At 68.2% G+C, this 18180-nt stretch carries 19 protein-coding genes and 1 tRNA gene; 12 read left to right on the plus strand and 8 right to left on the minus strand.

The window, feature by feature from the left end:
• The first annotated feature begins 28 nt into the window (after positions 1-28).
• Positions 29-961 carry an NAD(+) diphosphatase gene (gene nudC / locus A5781_RS12005; protein ID WP_067205543.1) on the plus strand — a complete coding sequence of 311 codons (933 nt, stop codon included), beginning with the start codon at positions 29-31 and terminating at the stop codon, positions 959-961.
• Positions 962-983: 22 nt separating this feature from the next.
• On the opposite strand, the gene mrx1 is transcribed toward nudC, so the two are convergent.
• Complete coding sequence (gene mrx1, locus A5781_RS12010) at positions 984-1238, minus strand: mycoredoxin Mrx1 (RefSeq protein ID WP_066956105.1); 255 nt, start codon at positions 1236-1238, stop codon at positions 984-986.
• Between the two features lie 135 nt (positions 1239-1373).
• Here mrx1 and A5781_RS12015 point away from each other — a divergent pair, with 135 nt between their 5' ends.
• The 3 genes from A5781_RS12015 to A5781_RS12020 all read left to right on the plus strand — a co-directional run bounded on the left by A5781_RS12015 (position 1374) and on the right by A5781_RS12020 (position 4137).
• Positions 1374-3473: an ATP-dependent DNA helicase UvrD2 gene (locus A5781_RS12015; RefSeq protein WP_197503808.1), complete on the plus strand. Its 2100-nt coding sequence runs from the start codon at positions 1374-1376 to the stop codon at positions 3471-3473.
• Positions 3474-3571: 98 nt separating this feature from the next.
• Positions 3572-3730, plus strand: coding sequence for a hypothetical protein (locus A5781_RS25865; RefSeq protein WP_197503810.1), 159 nt, complete (start codon positions 3572-3574; stop codon positions 3728-3730).
• 137 nt (positions 3731-3867) lie between these two features.
• Positions 3868-4137, plus strand: coding sequence for a WhiB family transcriptional regulator (locus A5781_RS12020; protein ID WP_067205546.1), 270 nt, complete (start codon positions 3868-3870; stop codon positions 4135-4137).
• Here the strand turns inward: A5781_RS12020 and A5781_RS12025 are convergent.
• Positions 4134-5477 (minus strand): AarF/ABC1/UbiB kinase family protein, encoded by a 1344-nt coding sequence (locus A5781_RS12025; protein WP_067205548.1) that lies wholly within the window; start codon positions 5475-5477, stop codon positions 4134-4136. The genes A5781_RS12020 and A5781_RS12025 overlap by 4 nt on opposite strands.
• A gap of 141 nt (positions 5478-5618) precedes the next feature.
• On the opposite strand from A5781_RS12025, the gene A5781_RS25870 reads away from it, so the two are divergent.
• Positions 5619-5792: a hypothetical protein gene (locus tag A5781_RS25870; RefSeq protein WP_197503801.1), complete on the plus strand. Its 174-nt coding sequence runs from the start codon at positions 5619-5621 to the stop codon at positions 5790-5792.
• A 9-nt stretch (positions 5793-5801) separates the two neighbouring features.
• Here the strand turns inward: A5781_RS25870 and A5781_RS12030 are convergent, their stop codons facing one another.
• Both A5781_RS12030 and A5781_RS12035 read right to left on the minus strand, forming a co-directional pair.
• Positions 5802-6617, minus strand: coding sequence for a cyclodehydratase (locus A5781_RS12030; protein ID WP_067205625.1), 816 nt, complete (start codon positions 6615-6617; stop codon positions 5802-5804).
• Between the two features lie 75 nt (positions 6618-6692).
• Positions 6693-8072 (minus strand): zinc-dependent metalloprotease, encoded by a 1380-nt coding sequence (locus tag A5781_RS12035; RefSeq protein WP_197503803.1) that lies wholly within the window; start codon positions 8070-8072, stop codon positions 6693-6695.
• A 77-nt stretch (positions 8073-8149) separates the two neighbouring features.
• Between A5781_RS12035 and A5781_RS12040 the strand changes: the two genes are divergently transcribed.
• Both A5781_RS12040 and A5781_RS12045 read left to right on the plus strand, forming a co-directional pair.
• On the plus strand, positions 8150-9172 hold the full coding sequence (locus tag A5781_RS12040) for a PDZ domain-containing protein (RefSeq protein WP_067205555.1): 1023 nt from the start codon (positions 8150-8152) through the stop codon (positions 9170-9172).
• Positions 9173-9246: 74 nt separating this feature from the next.
• Positions 9247-12231 carry a UPF0182 family protein gene (locus A5781_RS12045; RefSeq protein ID WP_067205558.1) on the plus strand — a complete coding sequence of 995 codons (2985 nt, stop codon included), beginning with the start codon at positions 9247-9249 and terminating at the stop codon, positions 12229-12231.
• A 3-nt stretch (positions 12232-12234) separates the two neighbouring features.
• Here the strand turns inward: A5781_RS12045 and A5781_RS12050 are convergent, their stop codons facing one another.
• Entirely contained in the window at positions 12235-13215 is a 981-nt protein-coding gene (locus A5781_RS12050) for a GlxA family transcriptional regulator (protein ID WP_197503805.1), read from the minus strand.
• 74 nt (positions 13216-13289) lie between these two features.
• Here A5781_RS12050 and A5781_RS12055 point away from each other — a divergent pair, with 74 nt between their 5' ends.
• The 4 genes from A5781_RS12055 (at position 13290) to A5781_RS12070 (ending at position 15321) form a co-directional block, all read left to right on the plus strand.
• The gene (locus A5781_RS12055; RefSeq protein WP_067205561.1) at positions 13290-13940 is read left to right on the plus strand and encodes an HD domain-containing protein; all 651 of its coding nucleotides are present in this window, start codon (positions 13290-13292) and stop codon (positions 13938-13940) included.
• Positions 13941-13957: 17 nt separating this feature from the next.
• Entirely contained in the window at positions 13958-14641 is a 684-nt protein-coding gene (locus tag A5781_RS12060) for a nitroreductase family protein (protein WP_067205565.1), read from the plus strand.
• Positions 14638-15174, plus strand: a complete 537-nt coding sequence (locus tag A5781_RS12065) for a cupin domain-containing protein (RefSeq protein ID WP_067205567.1) — start codon at positions 14638-14640, stop codon at positions 15172-15174. Before A5781_RS12060 ends, A5781_RS12065 begins: the two co-directional genes overlap by 4 nt.
• Before the next feature lie 73 nt (positions 15175-15247).
• A tRNA-Met gene (locus A5781_RS12070) sits at positions 15248-15321 on the plus strand.
• A gap of 124 nt (positions 15322-15445) precedes the next feature.
• Here the strand turns inward: A5781_RS12070 and A5781_RS12075 are convergent.
• The 3 genes from A5781_RS12075 to A5781_RS12085 form a co-directional block, all read right to left on the minus strand.
• Positions 15446-16333, minus strand: coding sequence for a universal stress protein (locus tag A5781_RS12075; protein ID WP_067205570.1), 888 nt, complete (start codon positions 16331-16333; stop codon positions 15446-15448).
• Positions 16334-16388: 55 nt separating this feature from the next.
• Positions 16389-16820 (minus strand): DUF2267 domain-containing protein, encoded by a 432-nt coding sequence (locus A5781_RS12080; RefSeq protein WP_067205572.1) that lies wholly within the window; start codon positions 16818-16820, stop codon positions 16389-16391.
• Positions 16821-16967: 147 nt separating this feature from the next.
• A complete protein-coding gene (locus A5781_RS12085; protein ID WP_067205575.1) occupies positions 16968-17456 on the minus strand; it encodes a glutathione peroxidase in 489 nt (162 codons plus the stop codon).
• Positions 17457-17635: 179 nt separating this feature from the next.
• On the opposite strand from A5781_RS12085, the gene A5781_RS12090 reads away from it, so the two are divergent.
• On the plus strand, positions 17636-18180 hold a 545-nt coding region (locus tag A5781_RS12090; RefSeq protein WP_156624575.1), incomplete at its 3' end, for an MCE family protein.

Consider the following 18180-nt stretch of genomic DNA (forward strand, 5'->3'; position numbering starts at 1 on the left):
CGGCGGGTCGCCACGAAGCGGGGCACTAGTGGGTATCGCAGACTTCCAGCTGCGGAACGTTCCGCTGCTGTCGCGCGTCGGCGCCGACCGGGCCGACCAGCTGCGCACCGACGTCGAAGCGGCCACCGCGGGGTGGGCGGACGCGGCGCTGCTGCGGGTGGACTCGCGCAGTCAGGTGCTCATCGCCGACGGTCGGGTGGTGCTCGGCGCCGCGGCCAAGCTGGCCGACAAGCCGCCACCGGAAGCGGTGTTCCTCGGCCGCCTCGACGACGACCGCCACGTGTGGGCCATCCGCGGTGCGCTCGAGGCCCCGGAGGACCGGGAGGTGCGCGCCGAGGTGGTGAACTTGCGCGGCCTTGGCTCGATCCTTGACGACACCAGCAGTCAGCTGGTGTCGTGCGCCGTCGCGCTGCTCAATTGGCATGACAGCGCCCGGTTCAGCTCGGTGGACGGCTCGCCGACGCGGCCGGCCCGGGCGGGCTGGGCGCGGGTCAACCCGGTCACCGGCCACGAGGAGTTCCCGCGCATCGACCCGGCGGTGATCTGCCTGGTCCACGACGGCGGCGATCGTGCGGTGCTGGCCCGCCAGGCGGTGTGGCCGGAGCGGATGTTCTCGCTGCTGGCCGGATTCGTCGAGGCCGGTGAATCGTTCGAAGTCTGCGTCGCGCGCGAGATCCGCGAGGAAATCGGCCTCACGGTACGCGACGTGCGCTACCTGGGCAGCCAGCCGTGGCCGTTCCCGCGCTCGCTCATGGTCGGCTTCCACGCGGTCGCGGACCCGGGCGAGGACTTCTCGTTCAACGACGGGGAGATCGCCGAGGCGGCGTGGTTCACCCGCGACGAGGTGCGCGCGGCGCTGGCGGCCGGCGACTGGTCCAGCTCGGCGGACTCGAAACTGTTGCTGCCCGGGTCGATCTCGATCGCCCGCGTGATCATCGAATCCTGGGCCGCGCTCGACTGAGCCGGAGCAGCTCCCGACGCCCCTAGGCGCCGGCTTCGGCCAGCTTGGCCTTGACCTCGGCCGCGCTCGGGTTGGTCAACGTCGACCCGTCGGCGAACTTCACCGTCGGAACCGTCCTGTTGCCGCCGTTAACCGAGCCGACGAACTCCGCCGCGGCGGGATCGTCTTCGATGTCGACCGCCTCATAAGGGATTCCGTTGGACTTCAACACGGTCATGAGGCGGTGGCAGTAGCCACACCATGAGGTCGTGTAGACGGTGAGCGGGGCGTTGGTCATAGCTCGTTAACGTAGCCCGGGGACAACATGTTCCGCGCCGCGGCCGCGGTACCGATACTGGCGCGTCGCGGCAACTCGCCGACGCGCACCGTGCGGGGCCACGGTTTGTCGGCAACCGCTGCCAAGATGGACGCCATGCCCATGGTCGCCGACGCCTTGACCGCCGGACTGGACGACGAGCAGCGCGAGGCCGTGCTGGCTCCGCGCGGACCGGTCTGCGTGCTCGCGGGCGCCGGGACGGGCAAGACCCGCACCATCACGCACCGAATCGCGCAGTTGGTGGCGAACGGTCACGTGGCGGCCGGGCAGGTGCTGGCGGTCACCTTCACCCAGCGGGCGGCGGGGGAGATGCGTTCCCGGCTGCGGACGCTGGACGCCGTCGCGGGCACGGACACCGGCGTCGGCGGGGTGCAGGCCCTGACGTTTCACGCCGCGGCGCACCGGCAGCTGCGGTATTTCTGGCCGCGGGTGGTCGGCGACACCGGCTGGCAGCTGCTGGACACCAAGTTCGCCGTCGTGGCGCGGGCGGCCAGCCGCTCCCGGATCAACGCCAGCACCGATGACGTCCGCGACCTGGCGGGCGAGATCGAGTGGGCCAAGGCGTCGCTGATCGGCCCCGAGGAGTATCCGGCCGCCGTGGCCGAGGCGGGGCGGGACATCCCGCTTGACGCCGCCCGGGTCGCGACCGTGTACGCCGCCTACGAGGCGCTCAAGGTCCGCGACGAGTCGGTGACGCTGCTCGATTTCGACGACCTGCTGCTGCACACCGCGGCCGCGATCGAAAACGACGCCGCCGTGGCCGACGAATTCCGGGGCCGCTACCGCTGCTTCGTCGTCGACGAATACCAGGACGTCACGCCCCTGCAGCAGCGGGTGCTGACGGCGTGGCTGGGCGACCGGGACGACCTGACCGTCGTCGGCGACGCCAACCAGACCATCTACTCGTTCACCGGGGCCTCGCCGCGGTTCCTGCTCGACTTTTCGCGGCGGTATCCCGACGCGACCGTGGTTCGCCTCGAGCGCGACTACCGCTCGACCCCGCAGGTGGTGTCGCTGGCCAACCAGGTGATCGCCGCGGCCCGCGGCCGGGTCGCCGGCAGCAAGCTGCACCTGTCCGGGCAGCGTCCGCCGGGCCCGGCGCCGTCGTTCCACGAGTATTCCGACGAACCGGCCGAGGCCGCCGCGGTCGCCGCCTCGATCGCCCGGCTGATCGAGGCGGGCACGTCGCCGTCGGAGATCGCCGTACTGTACCGGGTCAACGCGCAGTCCGAGGCCTACGAGGAGGCGCTGACCGAGGCCGCGATCCCCTATCAGGTCCGCGGCGGTGAGGGGTTCTTCACCCGGCAGGAGATCAAGCAGGCGTTGTTGGCGCTGCAGCGGGCCGCCGAGCGCGGCACCGAGGGTGCGCTGCCGGCGGTCGTGCGGGCGGTCTTGGAACCCCTCGGGCTGACGGCCGAGCCGCCGGTCGGCACCCGCGCCCGGGAGCGTTGGGAGGCGCTGACCGCGCTGGCCGAGCTGGTCGACGACGAGGTGGCCCAGCGCCCGCAGCTGGAACTCCCGGGCCTGCTGGCCGAACTCCGGCTGCGCGCCGACGCGCGGCACCCACCGGTGGTGCAGGGCGTCACGCTGGCCTCGCTGCACGCCGCCAAGGGCCTGGAGTGGGACGCGGTGTTCTTGGTCGGGCTTGCCGACGGCACGCTGCCCATCTCGCACGCGCTGGCGCACGGCCACGAAAGCGAGGCCGTCGAGGAGGAGCGCCGGCTGCTCTACGTCGGAATCACCAGGGCGCGAATTCATTTGGCGCTCAGCTGGGCGCTGGCCCGCAGCCCCGGCGGGCGGCAGGGTCGCAGGCCCTCGCGGTTCCTCAACGGCATCGCACCGCAGGCCCGCGCCGACGCCGCCCCGGGCAAGGCCCGGCGCAACCGCGGCGCCCCGGCGCGCTGCCGCGTCTGCAACAAGGACCTGTCCACCGCCGCCGCGGTCATGCTGCGGCGCTGCGAAACCTGCGCCGCCGACGTCGACGAAGAGCTGCTGCTGCGGCTCAAGGCGTGGCGGCTTGACGTCGCCAAGGAGCAGAACGTGCCCGCGTATGTCGTCTTCACCGACAACACGCTGATCGCGATCGCCGAGCTGCGCCCCGGCGACGAGGACGCGCTGATCGCGATCCCCGGCATCGGCGCGCGCAAGCTGGAACAGTACGGGCCCGACGTGCTGGGCTTGGTGCGCGCACGCTGACCGCTGAAGGCGCAGGTCAGAAAATCGGTTGTGGTGCGGGGCGGCGACCGTTTACCCTCGAAACCGCGTTCCGGCGCTACGAAAGGAGGGTGGCCACGATGATCAACGACGCGTTCGGTGTGGGCGTGGCCGCCGCGGCGGCCGTGCTGAAGCATGCCGTCTCCACCGCCGTGCCGGCGGCCGCGCTCAAGCATCGCGCCGCCGCCGCCGCGACGAACGCGTCCGTGCGACTCGAGGTCCACCGAATGGCCACCTAGCAGCCGGTTTTCACCGAATGGCCACGGACCCGAAGTCAAGGATCCGTGGCCACAGTTTTAGGGGCAACGTTTCGAAGCCCGCTCCCTGGTCCGGATCACCAAAAGGAAGCCCCGACCAGGAAGCAGGTGAGCAGGACATGTCGGTACTGACAGTCCCCAGACAGCCGTCGCCGGTGTTGCCGTGTCACACCGGCGATCCCGACCTTTGGTTCGCCGAGACCCCGGCCGACCTCGAGCGCGCCAAGGCGCTCTGCGCGGGCTGCCCGATTCGGCGCCAGTGCCTGGCGTCGGCGCTGGAGCGGGCCGAGCCCTGGGGTGTGTGGGGTGGCGAGATCATCGACCGGGGCTCGATCCTGGGCTTCAAACGGCCGCGCGGACGTCCCCGCAAAGACGGGGTCGCGGCCTAGACGACCGCGCTGTCGGGCTCGGCGAAGCCCGGGATCAGCTCTTCGGACAGCCGCTTGATCGGCACCCGCGCGTCCAGCTGGCACAGAATCGCGGCCACGGACGCGATGACGCGCATCGGGATGGCCAGCTTGGGCGGCAGGTCCATCTGCCGGGCCGTCTTGATCTGCGACACCGACCGGTCGATCTGGCCCACCGTCATGCGCTGCAGCCACTTGCGCGTGTAGTGGAAGACGTCGACCTCGATGGGCTCGACGTACTGGCGCAGCATCTCGTCGATGTCGCGCACCGACACCTGCTGGCCCTTCTGGATGAAGCCGACCTTCTCCATCGTCGGCAACAGCAGGTCGTAGTTCTTGTCGCGGGCCAGCCGAATCGTCATCCCGAGCTCGATGGGGTAGCCGCCGGGCAGGGGCGCGACGGCGCCGAAGTCGATGACGCCCATCCGGTCGTCGGGGAGCAGCATGAAGTTCCCCGGGTGGGCGTCGCCGTGCAGCATGCCCAGCCGGCGTGGCGCGTCGAAGGTGAGCTCGAGCAGCCGGGTGCCGATCAGGTCGCGCTGCTCACGCGTCCCGTTGCGGATGATCTCCGCCAGCGGCAACCCCTCGATCCACTCCTGAACCACGACCTTGGGCGCGCTGGCCACGACGTGCGGTACGACGAAGTGCGGGTGCCCCTCGTAGGCCTTGGCGAAGGCGCGCTGGTTGTCGGCCTCCAGCCGGTAGTCGAGCTCCATCTCGGTGCGCTCGATCAGCTCGTCGACGATGCCCTGGACGTCGGCGCCGGGGGCGAGCTGCTTGACCACGCCGACCAGCCGCTGCATGGTTTTCAGGTCGGCGCGCAGCGCCTCGTCCGCGCCCGGGTATTGGATCTTGACGGCGACCGGCCGCCCGTCGGCCCAGACCGCCTTGTGCACCTGGCCGATGCTGGCCGAGGCGATGGGTTTGTCGTCGAACGAACTGAACCGCTCGCGCCACTTGGTGCCCAGCTGGCCGTCGAGCACCCGGTGCACCTTGTGGGCGGGCAACGGCGGGGCGTCCTTCTGCAGCTTGGTCAACGCCTCGCGGTAGGGCTCGCCGTACTCGTCCGGGATGGCGGCCTCCATCACCGACAGGGCCTGGCCCACCTTCATCGCTCCGCCCTTGAGCTCGCCCAGGACGGTGAACAGCTGGTTGGCGGCTTTCTCCATCAGCTCGGCCTGGACTTCGTCCCTCGACTTGCCGGTCAGCCGCTTACCGAAGCCGAGCGCCGCCCGGCCGGCGAAGCCGACCGGGATGCTGGCCAGCTTCGCGTTCCGCGCCGCACGACCGCGTTTGATGTCTGCCACGTATCCATCATCCATGACGGCCAGCGCGGCTCGCGCTTGATCTTCACAACACTTGATCGCCGGGCGGCCGGCGGCGCCGGGCCCTAGGTTGTGCCTTGCGGGTCGCAGTCGGCGACCCGCCGTAGGGCGCATCTCAAGGACGGTATCGACCAGGCCATGACAGCAAAGCAATCGCAGCACGACGCCGCTGACTCCTTGTTCAGGGCGATCATCGAAACGCTGGACAAACATCGAACCGACCGCACCTTGACCGCGGAGATCCTGCACCAGCTCGCGACGGCATACGAGGCGGTGTCGACGAACGTTCCGGACCAGGGCCGGCTGGGCTAGCTGCCCGATTCAGCACTGGCACAACGGATGTCGGGTCCATTGCCGCGCGACGATCGCGCCGGCGTTGAGATCGAATTCCAGCGTGGCGTTCAGCGTCTGGGGCGGACCCGGATCGGGCACCGCTTCCTGCTTGCGAACGGCAGCGATCACCCGGTTCACCTGGCTGAGCGCCAGCGCGGCGGTCGCCAGCAACGTGGCCCGGTCGGCGACACCGACGGTTTCCCGCAGCTGCGCCGAGATAGCCGGCCACGCGGCGTCGCGGTCGCGCCGATGGAGGTCGGCGCAGCCCAGGCAGCTGGTCGTGCCGGGGATGACCAGCGGACCGACCAGCCCGATGCCGTCGCGGACCCGGACCGGCAGGTGGGGGACGCCCTGGGTGTGCAGGTCGCGGACCATGCGCGGATCGGCGACCAGGTAATCGGACAGGACCACCAGGTCGACGGCCGTCGCCGACACAGCGGCGTGCGGTTGGCTGCTGTGGGCGACCCGGGCGCCCGAGCAGCGCAACGCCTCGACGAGCAGGTCCGAGAGCGGTCCGCGGCCGTGGATCCGGATGGACGGGGCCCGACCGCGGGACTTCGCGCATTCGGTCGCGACGCCCGCACCCACCAGCTGGGCGACCAGGTGCGTCAACCCCTCCGCGTCCTGCAGGCCGCGGTCGGCGGCCCGGCGCTGTAGCTCCGATAGCGGCGTCGGTGATCGCATGGACCGCAGCAGCGCGGCCAGCTCCGGCGCGGCCAGGCCGCCCGGCGGACGCACCAGCACGGCGCGGCGGGGATCCCAGCCGACCTGAACGTCGCCGTCGGGCCGCAGCAGCACCGGCATGGCCGGGTCCAGCGCATAGGTAAGCAGGGCCGGTGACACGGGTGCACTGTGTCACGCCGGCGGTGACCGGCTAAGTCAGTTGTCCACAGGACCGGCGCCCGGGTCCTCGGGGTTCTCCTCGAGTTTGGCGATCGCCTCGTCGATGCCGCTGGTGTCGCCGCCGATGACCCGGTCGATGAAGCCGGCCGGGTCGTCGAGATCCTCGGCGTCGGGCAGCAGATCGGGGTGTTGCCAGATGGCGTCGCGGGCGTCCACGCCGGCGGCCTCGGTGAGGCGCTCCCACAACGCGGCGGCTTCGCGCATCTTGCGGGGCCGCAGCTCCAGGCCCACCAGCGTCGCGAACGTCTGCTCGGCCGGGCCGCCGGTGGCACGCCGGCGGCGCAGCGTCTCGCTGAGCGCGGCCGCACCCGGAATCCGGTCGCCCAGGGCCGCGTTCACCACCACCTGCACCCAACCCTCGATCAACGCGAGCAGCGTCTCGAGCCGTTCCAGCGCCTGCGTCTGCGCGGGGGTCGCCTTGGGCTCGAAAACGCCTTGCCCCAAGAGGTTTTCGATGGCCGCAGGGTCCGACAGTGTTGCCGGGTTGAAGTCGCGGGCCAGCTCTTCGATTCCGCTCATGTCGATCTGCATGCCCATCGCGTAGGCCTCCACGGCGCCCAGCACCTGGCTCGACAGCCACGGCACGTGGCTGAACAGCCGGTGGTGGGCAGCCTCGCGGGCGGCCAGGAACGTCAGGATCTCGCTGCGGGGCTGCTCGAGTCCGGCGGCGAACGACTCCAGGGCATCGGGCAGGATCGCGGCAATACCCTTGGGCCCCAACGGCAGACCGATCTCGGTCGACGTCAGCACCTCGCGGGACAACCGGCCCAGCGCCTGCCCCAGCTGGGAACCGAAGGCCATACCGCCCATCTGCGACATCATCGCCATCAGCGGGCCGGCCATGCTCTTGGCCTCCTCGGGCAGCGACGACGCCCACACCGTCGAAATCTGTTGTGCCATCGGATCGCACAACCGCTTCCACGTCTGAAGGCTGTTGTCGACCCAGTCGGCCGGGGTCCAGCCCACCGCCTTGCTGGTGCCGGCGGGCAGCGCCGTGGCGCCGTCCAGCCAGGTCTCGGCGAGGTGCACCGCGTCGGCGATCGCCGAGTGGGTCGTGGCCGGGATGGGCGCCACGAACCCGATCGAGTTCGTCGCAACCCGGCGCGCAAGCTCGTAGTTGACCGGGCCCGACTTTTCGCCGCCGGCCGTGCCGGTGCCCGCGCTGCTGAGCATCTGGCCCAGCTGGGTGAAGATCTGTCCCAAGTCGCCCATGCCGAACTCGCCGCCCATGCCGAATGCGCCGAACGGATCAGAGCCACCAGAGCCCGGATTGGGATCTTTCTTCCCGGGTTTGTCGGGGTCCTCTCCGGAGGAGAAGCCGAAAGGCAGGTCAGCCATACCGTCAACGGTACTCACCGCGGGAAGGGGGTGGGCGATCTCGGGTCAGCTTGTGGCTGAACCGGGCGCGGCGGGCTCCGTCTAGTGTAATCGGCGTGAACAGGCGGATTCTGACCTTGATGGTCGCGCTGGTGCCGATCCTGGTCTTCGGCGTGCTGCTTGCGGTGGTGACGGTCCCGTTCGTCTCACTGGGCCCCGGTCCCACCTTCGACACGCTTGGTGAGGTCGACGGAAAGCAGGTCGTGGCGATCGAGGGCACCTCGACGCATCCGACTACGGGACACCTGAACATGACCACGGTGTCCCAGCGCGACGAGCTGACGCTGGGCGAAGCGCTGACGCTGTGGCTTTCGGGTCAGGAACAGCTGGTTCCGCGCGATCTGATCTACCCGCCGGGCAAGTCGCGGGACGAGGTCGACAAGGCCAACAACGCGGACTTCAAGGACTCCGAGGACAGCGCCGCGTATGCCGCCCTGGGATATCTGAAGTACCCCGCCGCGGTCACGGTCGCCAAGGTCACCGATCCGGGTCCGTCGGCCGGCAAGCTGAAGGACGGCGACGCCATCGACGCGGTCAACGGCACCCCGGTTGCCGACGTCGACCAGTTCACGGGATTGCTGAAGAGCACCAAACCCGGCCAGACGGTGACCATCGATTACCGACGCAAGAACGAGCCGGCCGGCGTCGCGCAAATTACGCTGGGCGCGAACAAGGATCGCGACTACGGCTTCCTGGGCGTCGCCGTGCTGACTGCGCCCTGGGCGCCCTTCGTCGTGGATTTCAACCTCGCCAACGTGGGCGGGCCGTCGGCCGGCCTGATGTTCAGCCTGGCGGTGGTCGACAAGCTGACCACCGGTGACCTCACCGGGTCGAAGTTCATCGCGGGAACCGGCACCATCTCCGCGGACGGGAAGGTGGGCCAGATCGGCGGCATCACGCACAAGATGGTCGCCGCGCACGCGGCGGGCGCCACCGTCTTCTTGGTGCCGGCCAAAAACTGCTACGAGGCGAACTCGGACAATCCGTCCGGGCTGCGCCTGGTGAAGGTCGAGACGCTCAGCCAGGCGGTCGACGCGCTGCACACGGTCGCATCCGGGGGCCAGGCGCCAAGCTGCTGAAGCTCGGCCGGGATCGCGGGCCGCGCGATGCGTAGAGTTGTCACCGTCGATCAATCGAGCAGGGAGCGTAGCCAGTGGGGATGCGGCCCACCGCACGGATGCCGAAGCTGACTCGGCGTAGCCGGATTCTGATCCTGATTGCACTGGGTGTGATCGCTTTGCTGCTCGCCGGCCCGCGGCTGATCGACGCGTACGTGGACTGGCTGTGGTTCGGTGAGCTGGGCTACCGCTCGGTGTTCACGACCGTGCTGGTCACCCGATTCGTGGTCTTTCTGGTGGCCGGCCTGCTGGTGGGCGGGATCGTGTTCGCCGGTCTCGCGGTGGCCTATCGCACCCGCCCGGTGTTCGTGCCGAGCGGTGACAACGATCCGGTGGCCCGGTATCGCGCCGTCGTCCTCGCCCGGCTGCGGCTGGTGGGGATTGGGGTGCCGGTCGCGATCGGCCTGCTGGCCGGCATCATCGCGCAAAGCTACTGGGTGCGCATCCAATTGTTCATGCACGGCGGGGACTTCGGCATCCGGGACCCGCAGTTCGGCAAGGACCTCGGCTTCTACGCGTTCGACCTGCCGTTCTACCGGCTGCTGCTCAGCTACCTGTTCGTGGCCGTGTTCCTGGCCTTCATTGCCAACCTGTTGGCGCACTACGTCTTTGGTGGTATCCGGCTTTCGGGCCGCACCGGCGTGCTGAGCCGCTCGGCCCGCATCCAGCTGGTCACCGTGGTGGGGCTGCTGGTGCTGCTCAAGGCGGTCGCGTACTGGCTGGACCGTTACGAGTTGCTGTCGCACACCCGCGGCGGCAAGCCGTTCACCGGCGCCGGGTACACCGACATCAACGCGGTGCTGCCGGCCAAGCTGATCCTGATGGCGATCGCGCTGATCTGCGCCGCCGCGGTGTTCTCCGCGGTCGTGCTGAAAGATTTGCGGATCCCCGCCATCGGCCTGGTGTTGTTGCTGCTGTCGTCGATGATCGTGGGCGCCGGGTGGCCGCTGATCGTCGAGCAGATCAGCGTCAAACCCAATGCCGCGCAGAAGGAAAGCGAATACATCGGCCGCAGCATCACGGCGACGCGTCAGGCGTATGGCCTGACGTCGGACGTGGTCACCTATCGCACGTACTCCGGCGACACGCAGGCCACCGCCCAGCAGGTGGCCGACGACCGGGCCACCACCTCCAACATCCGACTGCTCGACCCGACCATCGTCAGCCCGGCGTTCACCCAGTTCCAGCAGGGCAAGAACTTCTACTACTTCCCCGACCAGCTGTCCATCGACCGCTACCTGGACCGCACCGGCTCCCTGCGCGACTACGTCGTCGCGGCCCGGGAGCTCAACCCCGACCGGCTGATCGAGAACCAGCGGGACTGGATCAACCGGCACAGCGTCTACACACACGGCAACGGGTTCATCGCGTCGCCCGCCAACACGGTGCGCGGCGTCGCCAACGACCCCAACCAAAACGGTGGCTACCCAGAGTTTTTGGTCAACGTCGTCGGCGCCAACGGCAACGTGGTGTCCGACGGTCCGGCACCGCTGGACCAGCCGCGCATCTACTACGGACCCGTCATCTCCAGCACGTCCGCCGACTACGCGATCGTCGGCCGCAACGGTGCCGACCGCGAATACGACTACGAGACCAGCGCCGAGACCAAGAACTACACCTACACCGGGCTGGGGGGCGTGCCCGTCGGGGACTGGTTGTCCCGCAGCGTGTTCGCCGCCAAGTTTGCGGAGCGAAACTTCCTGTTCTCCAACGTGATCGGCTCCAACAGCAGGATCCTGTTCAACCGCGACCCGGCGCGGCGGGTGGAGGCGGTGGCGCCGTGGCTGACCACCGACAGCTCCGTGTACCCGGCGATCGTCAACAAGCGACTGGTGTGGATCATCGACGGCTACACCACCTTGGACAACTACCCGTACTCCGAACTGACCTCGCTGGAATCGGCCACCGCCGACTCGAACGAGGTGGCGTTCAACAAGCTGGCGCCCAACAAGGACGTCTCCTACATCCGCAACTCGGTCAAGGCGACGGTGGATGCCTACGACGGGACCGTGACGCTGTACCAGCAGGACGAGCAGGACCCGGTGCTCAAGGCGTGGATGCGGGTCTTCCCCGGCACGGTCAAGCCGAAGAGCGACATCACCCCCGAACTCGCCGAGCACCTGCGCTACCCCGAGGACCTGTTCAAGGTGCAGCGGATGCTGCTGGCCAAATACCACGTCAACGATCCGGTGACGTTCTTCTCCACGTCCGACTTCTGGGATGTGCCGCTGGACCCCAACCCGACCGCCAGCAGCTACCAGCCGCCTTACTACATCGTCGCGAAAAACATTGCGAAGAACGATAATTCGTCGTCATATCAGTTGACGAGCGCGATGAACAGGTTCAAGCGCGACTATCTGGCCGCCTACATCAGCGCCAGCTCCGACCCGGCGACCTACGGCAGGATCACCGTGCTGACCATCCCGGGTCAGGTCAACGGGCCGAAATTGGCGAACAACGCGATCACCACCGACCCGGCGGTGTCCCAGGACCTCGGTGTGATCGGGCGCGACAACCAGAACCGGATCCGCTGGGGCAACCTGCTCACCCTACCGGTGGGCCAGGGCGGCCTGCTCTATGTCGAACCCGTCTACGCCTCCCCGGGGGCCAGCGACGCCGCCTCGTCGTACCCGCGGCTGATCCGGGTGGCGATGATGTACAACGACAAGATCGGCTACGGCCCCACGGTGCGCGACGCCCTGACCGGGCTGTTCGGTCCCGGTGCGGGCGCGGCCGCGACGGGCATTCAGCCGACCGAGGCCGGGAACAACCCCCAGGCGGCACCGCCCGCCACCCCGCCTCCTGCGGCAGGGACACCGGGATCGCCACCGCCGGCGGCGCTTCCGCCGGTTCCCGACGGGTCGGTCACGCTGTCCCCGGCCAAAGCCGCGGCCCTGCAAGAGATTCAGACGGCGCTGGGCGCGGCAAAGGACGCCCAGAAGAAGGGCGATTTCGCCGGTTACGGCGCCGCCCTGCAGCGGCTGGACGACGCGATCACCAAGTACAACAACACCAAATAGGTTTCAGGCGTAGGCCGTTCGGAACCTCTCCCGATAGGCCTTCGGGCTGATGCCCAGGTGGTTGACGAACACCCGCCGCAGGGTTTCGATGCTGCCGAAGCCGGCCATGCCCGCGGTCTCGGTGACCGACCGGCCGGATTCCAGTGCGCCACGGGCGAAATCGATCCGAACCAACTCAACATAGCGGGCCGGGGTCATCCCCAGCTCGGATTGGAAGAGCCGGGTCAGCTGACGGGTGCTCAGTGACGCCCGGGCCGCAAGGGATTTGACGCTGTGGTTTGCGGCGGGGTTGGCCGCGACCGCATCGATGACCGCCCGCAGCGGCGAGTCCGGCGGGGGATCGGCCTCCACCAGCACCGAGAATTGTGATTGGCCCCCTGCGCGTTTGAGATAGACGACCAGCCACCGGGCCACGTCGCGGACCAGCTCGGTCCCGTGATCCATTTCGACCAGCGCCAGCGCCAGGTCGATGCCCGACGAGATCCCGGCCGAGGTGAAGACATCGCCGTCGCGGACGAAGATCGCGTCCGGCTCGACTGTGACGTCGCGGAAGGCCCGGGCCATCAACCGGGCATCGTGCCAGTGCGTGGTGGCGCGCCGGCCGCTGAGCAGACCGGCCTGCGCGAGGATGAACGACCCCGTGCAAATGGACGCCATCCGCCGGGCCCGTCCCGACACCGACCTGACGGCCTCGACGAGCGCGGGGTCGATCGCCCGTGCCGGCAGGTGGTCGCTGCCGGCGACCAGGACGGTATCGGCGGAACCGATCGACGCGACGCTGTCGGTGACACCCAGTCGAGTCCCGATCGACGTGGTCACGTCCCGCCCGTCCACCGACGCGATCTTGAGCTCGTAATCGGCGCCGAACCGGTTCGCCTCGACGAACACTTCACCCGCTCCCGCGACGTCCAACAGCGTCACGTCGTCGAAGACGACGATCACCACCACCCGCGAACGCGCTCCCGCTTCAGCCACGCAGAACATTGTGTCGCTTTCTGTGGACAGGACGGCCCGAACGCCCACGGTCGTTGAGCGCGTGCGGGCGCACACTGGCGGTCATGACCACCCAATCCATCGAAACCATCGCCGGCATCCGCATCCCCGACTCGCCGCTGGTGCGCGAGGCCACCGACTTCATCCGCGAGGTCGAGGACGACCTGCTGTTCAACCACTCGCGGCGGGTGTTCCTCTTCGGCGCGCTGCAGGGCCTGCGGCGCGGCCTGCAACCCGACCTGGAGCTGCTGTACGTCGGCGCGATGTTCCACGACATCGGGCTCACCGAGCGCTACGGCACCTCCACGATCCGCTTCGAGGTCGACGGCGCCGACGCGGCCCGGGACTTCCTGACCGCCCGCGGCGTCGACAAGGCCGAGGCCGACAAGGTGTGGCTTGGCATCGCCCTGCACACCACGCCCGGGGTGCCCGAGTTCCTCGCACCCGAGGTCGCCTTGCTGCAAGCCGGCGTCGAAGTCGACGTGGTCGGCGTCGGCCTCGAATCCCTGGCCCCCGACGCCCTCGCCGCGGTGACCGCCGCTCACCCGCGGGCCGACTTCAAGAACCGCATCCTCGCGGCGTTCAACGACGGCATGAAGCACCGCCCGCAGACCACCTTCGGCACCATGAACGCCGACGTGCTGGCGCACTTCGACGCCGGCTTCGAGCGCGCCGACTTCGTCGACGTCATCCTCAACAACAGCTGGCCCGAATAGCGAAAGGGAGCGGACCGATGGATATCTACGAAGCGCTGTACACCACCCGGATGATGCGGCGGCTGCGGCCGGACCCGATCCCGCTGGAGACGCAGGCGCGCATCCTCGATGCGGCCGTTCGGGCTCCCAATGGGGGCAACACCCAGCGTTGGCACTTCGTGGCCGTGGACGATCGGGAACTCATCCGCGAGTTTGCCCAACTGTTCCGGGAGGCCCGCGCCATCGAGTACGAGAAGTTCAGCGCGGGGGCCGGGCCGATGGTGGCGACAGCCCCGGGTGCGGACCCGACCGCCCACACCGAGACGATGCGCCGAATGCAGGGCTCGGGAAATTACCTGGCGGATCATTTCGAAGAAATCCCCTTGCTGCTCTTCGTCTTTGCCATCGACGACCTGGGGGGCGCCAACATCTACCCGGCGATCTGGAGCGCGTTGCTCGCCGCCCGGGCCGAGGGGGTCGGCGGCGTCATGACGATGGTGCTCCGCAATTCCGAGGACGAGGTGAACGAACTGCTGGGCCTGCCCGTCGAGGAAGGCTGGGAGATGTCGGCCATGCTGGCCCTCGGCTATCCCCGGGGGAAGTGGGGTGTCGCGGCCAATCGGCGCCCCGTGCACGAGGTTTCCTCCCGCAACGGCTGGGGCAAGCCCTTCGGTGTGGAAGTGCCGCAGCCGTTGTGGCCATCTGAGAGGAACGCGAAATGACCAACGCGAACGAAATCGGAGTCACCGTGGTGCAGCCGGGGGAAGGTGAGTACGTCGCCCTCCCCGGATTCGGGGCGGTCTTCAAACTGTCCAGCAAGACCAATGGGGGTGAGGTATCCATCGTCGAGCACCCGTTCGAAGTCGGCCTGCTCACCGCCGCGCACATGCACACCCGCGAGGACGAGCACTCGATCGTGTTGGCCGGTGAGATCGGCTTCCGATCCGACGACAGCGAAGTGGTCCTGGGTCCCGGTGGCTACATCACCAAGCCCCGCGGTCAGATGCACGCGATGTGGAACGCCGGCAGCGAGCCGGGCCGCATCATCGAAGTCATCACCCCGGGCGGATTCGAGAACTATTTCCGCGAGCTCGGGGAGCTGCTCGTCGAGCATGCCGACGACCCGGTCGCCAAGGTCCTGCACGAGTCGCCCGAATTCGGCGAGCTGGCCGACAAGTACGGGCTGACCTACGGGTCGCCGGACTGGATGGACGACGTCGCGCGGCGCTACGGCCTGAACCCGCCATCGCACTGAGCGGGCGCCGCACCCCCGCTGAGCCCGCGATTTGGTCGCCGTGATGCGGGTTCGGTAACCTGGCATTCACCAACGCGGGGTGGAGCAGCTCGGTAGCTCGCTGGGCTCATAACCCAGAGGTCGCAGGTTCGAATCCTGTCCCCGCTACTAAGCGAACGGCCCCCGGAACCACTCCGGGGGCCGTCTCCGTGCCACGTGTGAGTGAAATTGCGAATGTTGGGCGCGGAGCGTCGGTCCGGCTCGGGATCAGAATTGTGCCCCGCCCGCGCCGCTATGACTCGCGAGAGACGATCACCACCGATTGCGCCGCGTGCGCGACGGCCGTGCTCACCGAGCCGAGCAGCATGCCGGCGAATCCGCCGCGACCGTGACTGCCGACGACGACGACTTGTGCGGACTCCGAGTGCTCGATCAATTGACGAGCCGGCTGATCGCACGCCACCACACGTCGCACCCTGACATCGGGGTAGCGCTCCTGAAATCCGGCGAGCCACTCGGCGAGCGCCTGTTGTGCCTGCACCTCCATCATCTCGAGATCCAGGCCTGGCACTTCCGACATGCTGACGTCCGACCACGCATGCAATGCCACCAACTCCACGCCCCGGCGAGAGGCCTCGTCAAAGGCGATCTCCGCCGCCAGTTTTGATGCCGCCGAACCGTCGATGCCCACCACCACCGGTGCCTGCGGGCGCGGCGGGGCCTCATCATGGACGACCGCGACCGGGCAATGCGCATAGTTGACCAGGCCGGTGCTGGCCGAACCGAACGGGACCCGGCTGAACGCGCCTTCGCCCCGGTATCCCACGACCATCATGTCCGCGATCTTGGATTCATTGACGAGCGTGGAAACGGTCGGGCCACGTACCACCACGCTGTACACGAACGGCGGGCCATGGTCGGCGGTGCTGTCGGCGACCACTTTGCGCGCGTCTTCGAGAATTTGCCGTGCCTTTTCGTCCTGCCGTTCGAAATAGTCTTGAGGAATCGGAATCGCCGGCCACGGCGCAACCGCCGGCACGACCGGTGCGATGACGTGCATGAGTGTCAGCGGAACATTGCGTATCGCCGCATCGCGAGCCGCCCAGTCGACCGCCGCCATCGACGAGGCTGATCCGTCAACACCGACCAAAATGCCACGATGGGTTTCGTGCCCGGACATGTCGTTCCCCTGCTTCTCTCGTTAAACGACTTGGAATTGGGTGACGCCCATCAATTCACCGCTGGGGCTGCAGTATCTTGCGAATTTCCATCGGGAGCTGACCCAGCGCCTTGTCGATCTGGGCAACCGGCAGATGATGCAAGACGGCCGCGGTGGTGGCCGCGGCGGCTGTCCCGACGTCGTCGAGTGCGATGTTCGCCTCACGCGAGAATCGGACGGCGTAGGCCTTGGCGTCGTACTTGTCGGGGACGGCGTTGGGATTCCATGCCTGGTAGAAGATGCCCCTGATCAGGTCGGGAAGCTGGGCCGCAAAATGAGCGCTCGCCTCCACCGTGAGCCGATCGCGGAGCGTGTGTAGCCAGGCCCTCAGGACTCGGTAGGCGAACTCGCGGTCCTCCGTGTCGAATTCCTTGGCCACGTCGTTGATCCATGTGTGTGCGGCATCGATTGCGTGATCGACCGCTGTAACCCTGGTTCTCGTCGCCATGGTTGCCTCTGCTCTCCTCGAGGAGAAGTCAACTCCGTGGCGCCAGAAGCGAAGAAGGGGCGATGGACTCCGCGCGGGAGGACTTTCGGCCACTCGTTGCGGCACCACGTCCGCTGGACTTCGGCCCACCAAGCCCTTTCATGCGGCCTATCGGGGCAGCACGGCCTCGATGGCGCTGATCACCTCGGGGGCGTCGGGCTCGGTGCGGGGCCGGAATCGTTGAACCACCTCGCCGCCGGGTGCGATGAGGAACTTCTCGAAGTTCCACTGGATGTCGCCCGCCTCGCCGGCGGAATCGGCGGCTTTGGTCAACTCGGCGTAGAGCGGGTGGCGGTCGTCGCCATTGACGTCGGTCTTCGCCAGCAGCGGGAAGCTCACGCCGTACGTCGTCGAGCAGAACTCCCGGATCTCCTCAGCCGTGCCCGGTTCCTGGCCCATGAACTGGTTGCAGGGGACACCGACGACCGTCAGGCCGCGGTCGCCATAGTCCTCGGCCAGCTTTTCCAGCGCCGTGTATTGCGGGGTTAGGCCGCATTTGGAGGCGACGTTGACGACCAGCGTTGCGCCGTCGGCCAATTCGGCCAGCGTGGTCGGCCGGCCGTCGAGGGTTGTTAAGGGGATGTCTTTGAGGGTCACACCGACGACGCTAACCCACGGATTGTGCGAACGGCGGTTCGCATCACGAGGACCGCCAAGGTACATTCCTGTGGGCTTCGTTATTGCATATGTGTACAGGGCCCCTCCTAGGGGAAGGATCGCCGCGGCACCGGGCCGCTGCGCAGAGATGAGGGGCGCTGGTGACAACGTCTTCCCCGGTGCAGATCAATTCCCAGCGCCTCCCGCCGTACCGGTGGATCTCCGTCGCCGTACTGGTGGTCTTGGCCATCGTCTTCACCCTCGTGTACGTGCAATTCCGCGGCGGCTTCACGCCGAAGACGAAGCTGACGATGCTGGCGTCGCGGGCCGGGCTGGTGATGGATCCGGGCTCGAAGGTCACCTACAACGGTGTCGAGATCGGCCGGGTGGGCAACATCTCGGAGACGGTGCGTGACGGCAAGCCGGCCGCCAAATTCACGCTGGAGGTCTACCCGAGATACCTGTCGCTGATTCCGGCCAACGTGGACGCCGACATCAAGGCGACGACGGTGTTCGGCGGCAAGTACGTCTCGTTGACGACGCCGCAAAACCCGTCGCCGCAACGGATTGCGCCGCATATGGTGATCGACGCGCGCTCGGTGACCACGGAGATCAACACCCTGTTCCAGACGATCGTGTCGATCAACGAGAAGGTGGATCCGGTCAAGCTGAACCTGACGCTGAGCGCGGCCGCCCAGGCGCTGACCGGGCTGGGTGACAAGTT

Origin of the sequence: Mycobacterium sp. 852002-30065_SCH5024008 (assembly GCF_001665645.1) — a bacterium.
In the GTDB taxonomy this organism is placed as follows: Bacteria; Actinomycetota; Actinomycetes; order Mycobacteriales; family Mycobacteriaceae; genus Mycobacterium; species Mycobacterium paraffinicum.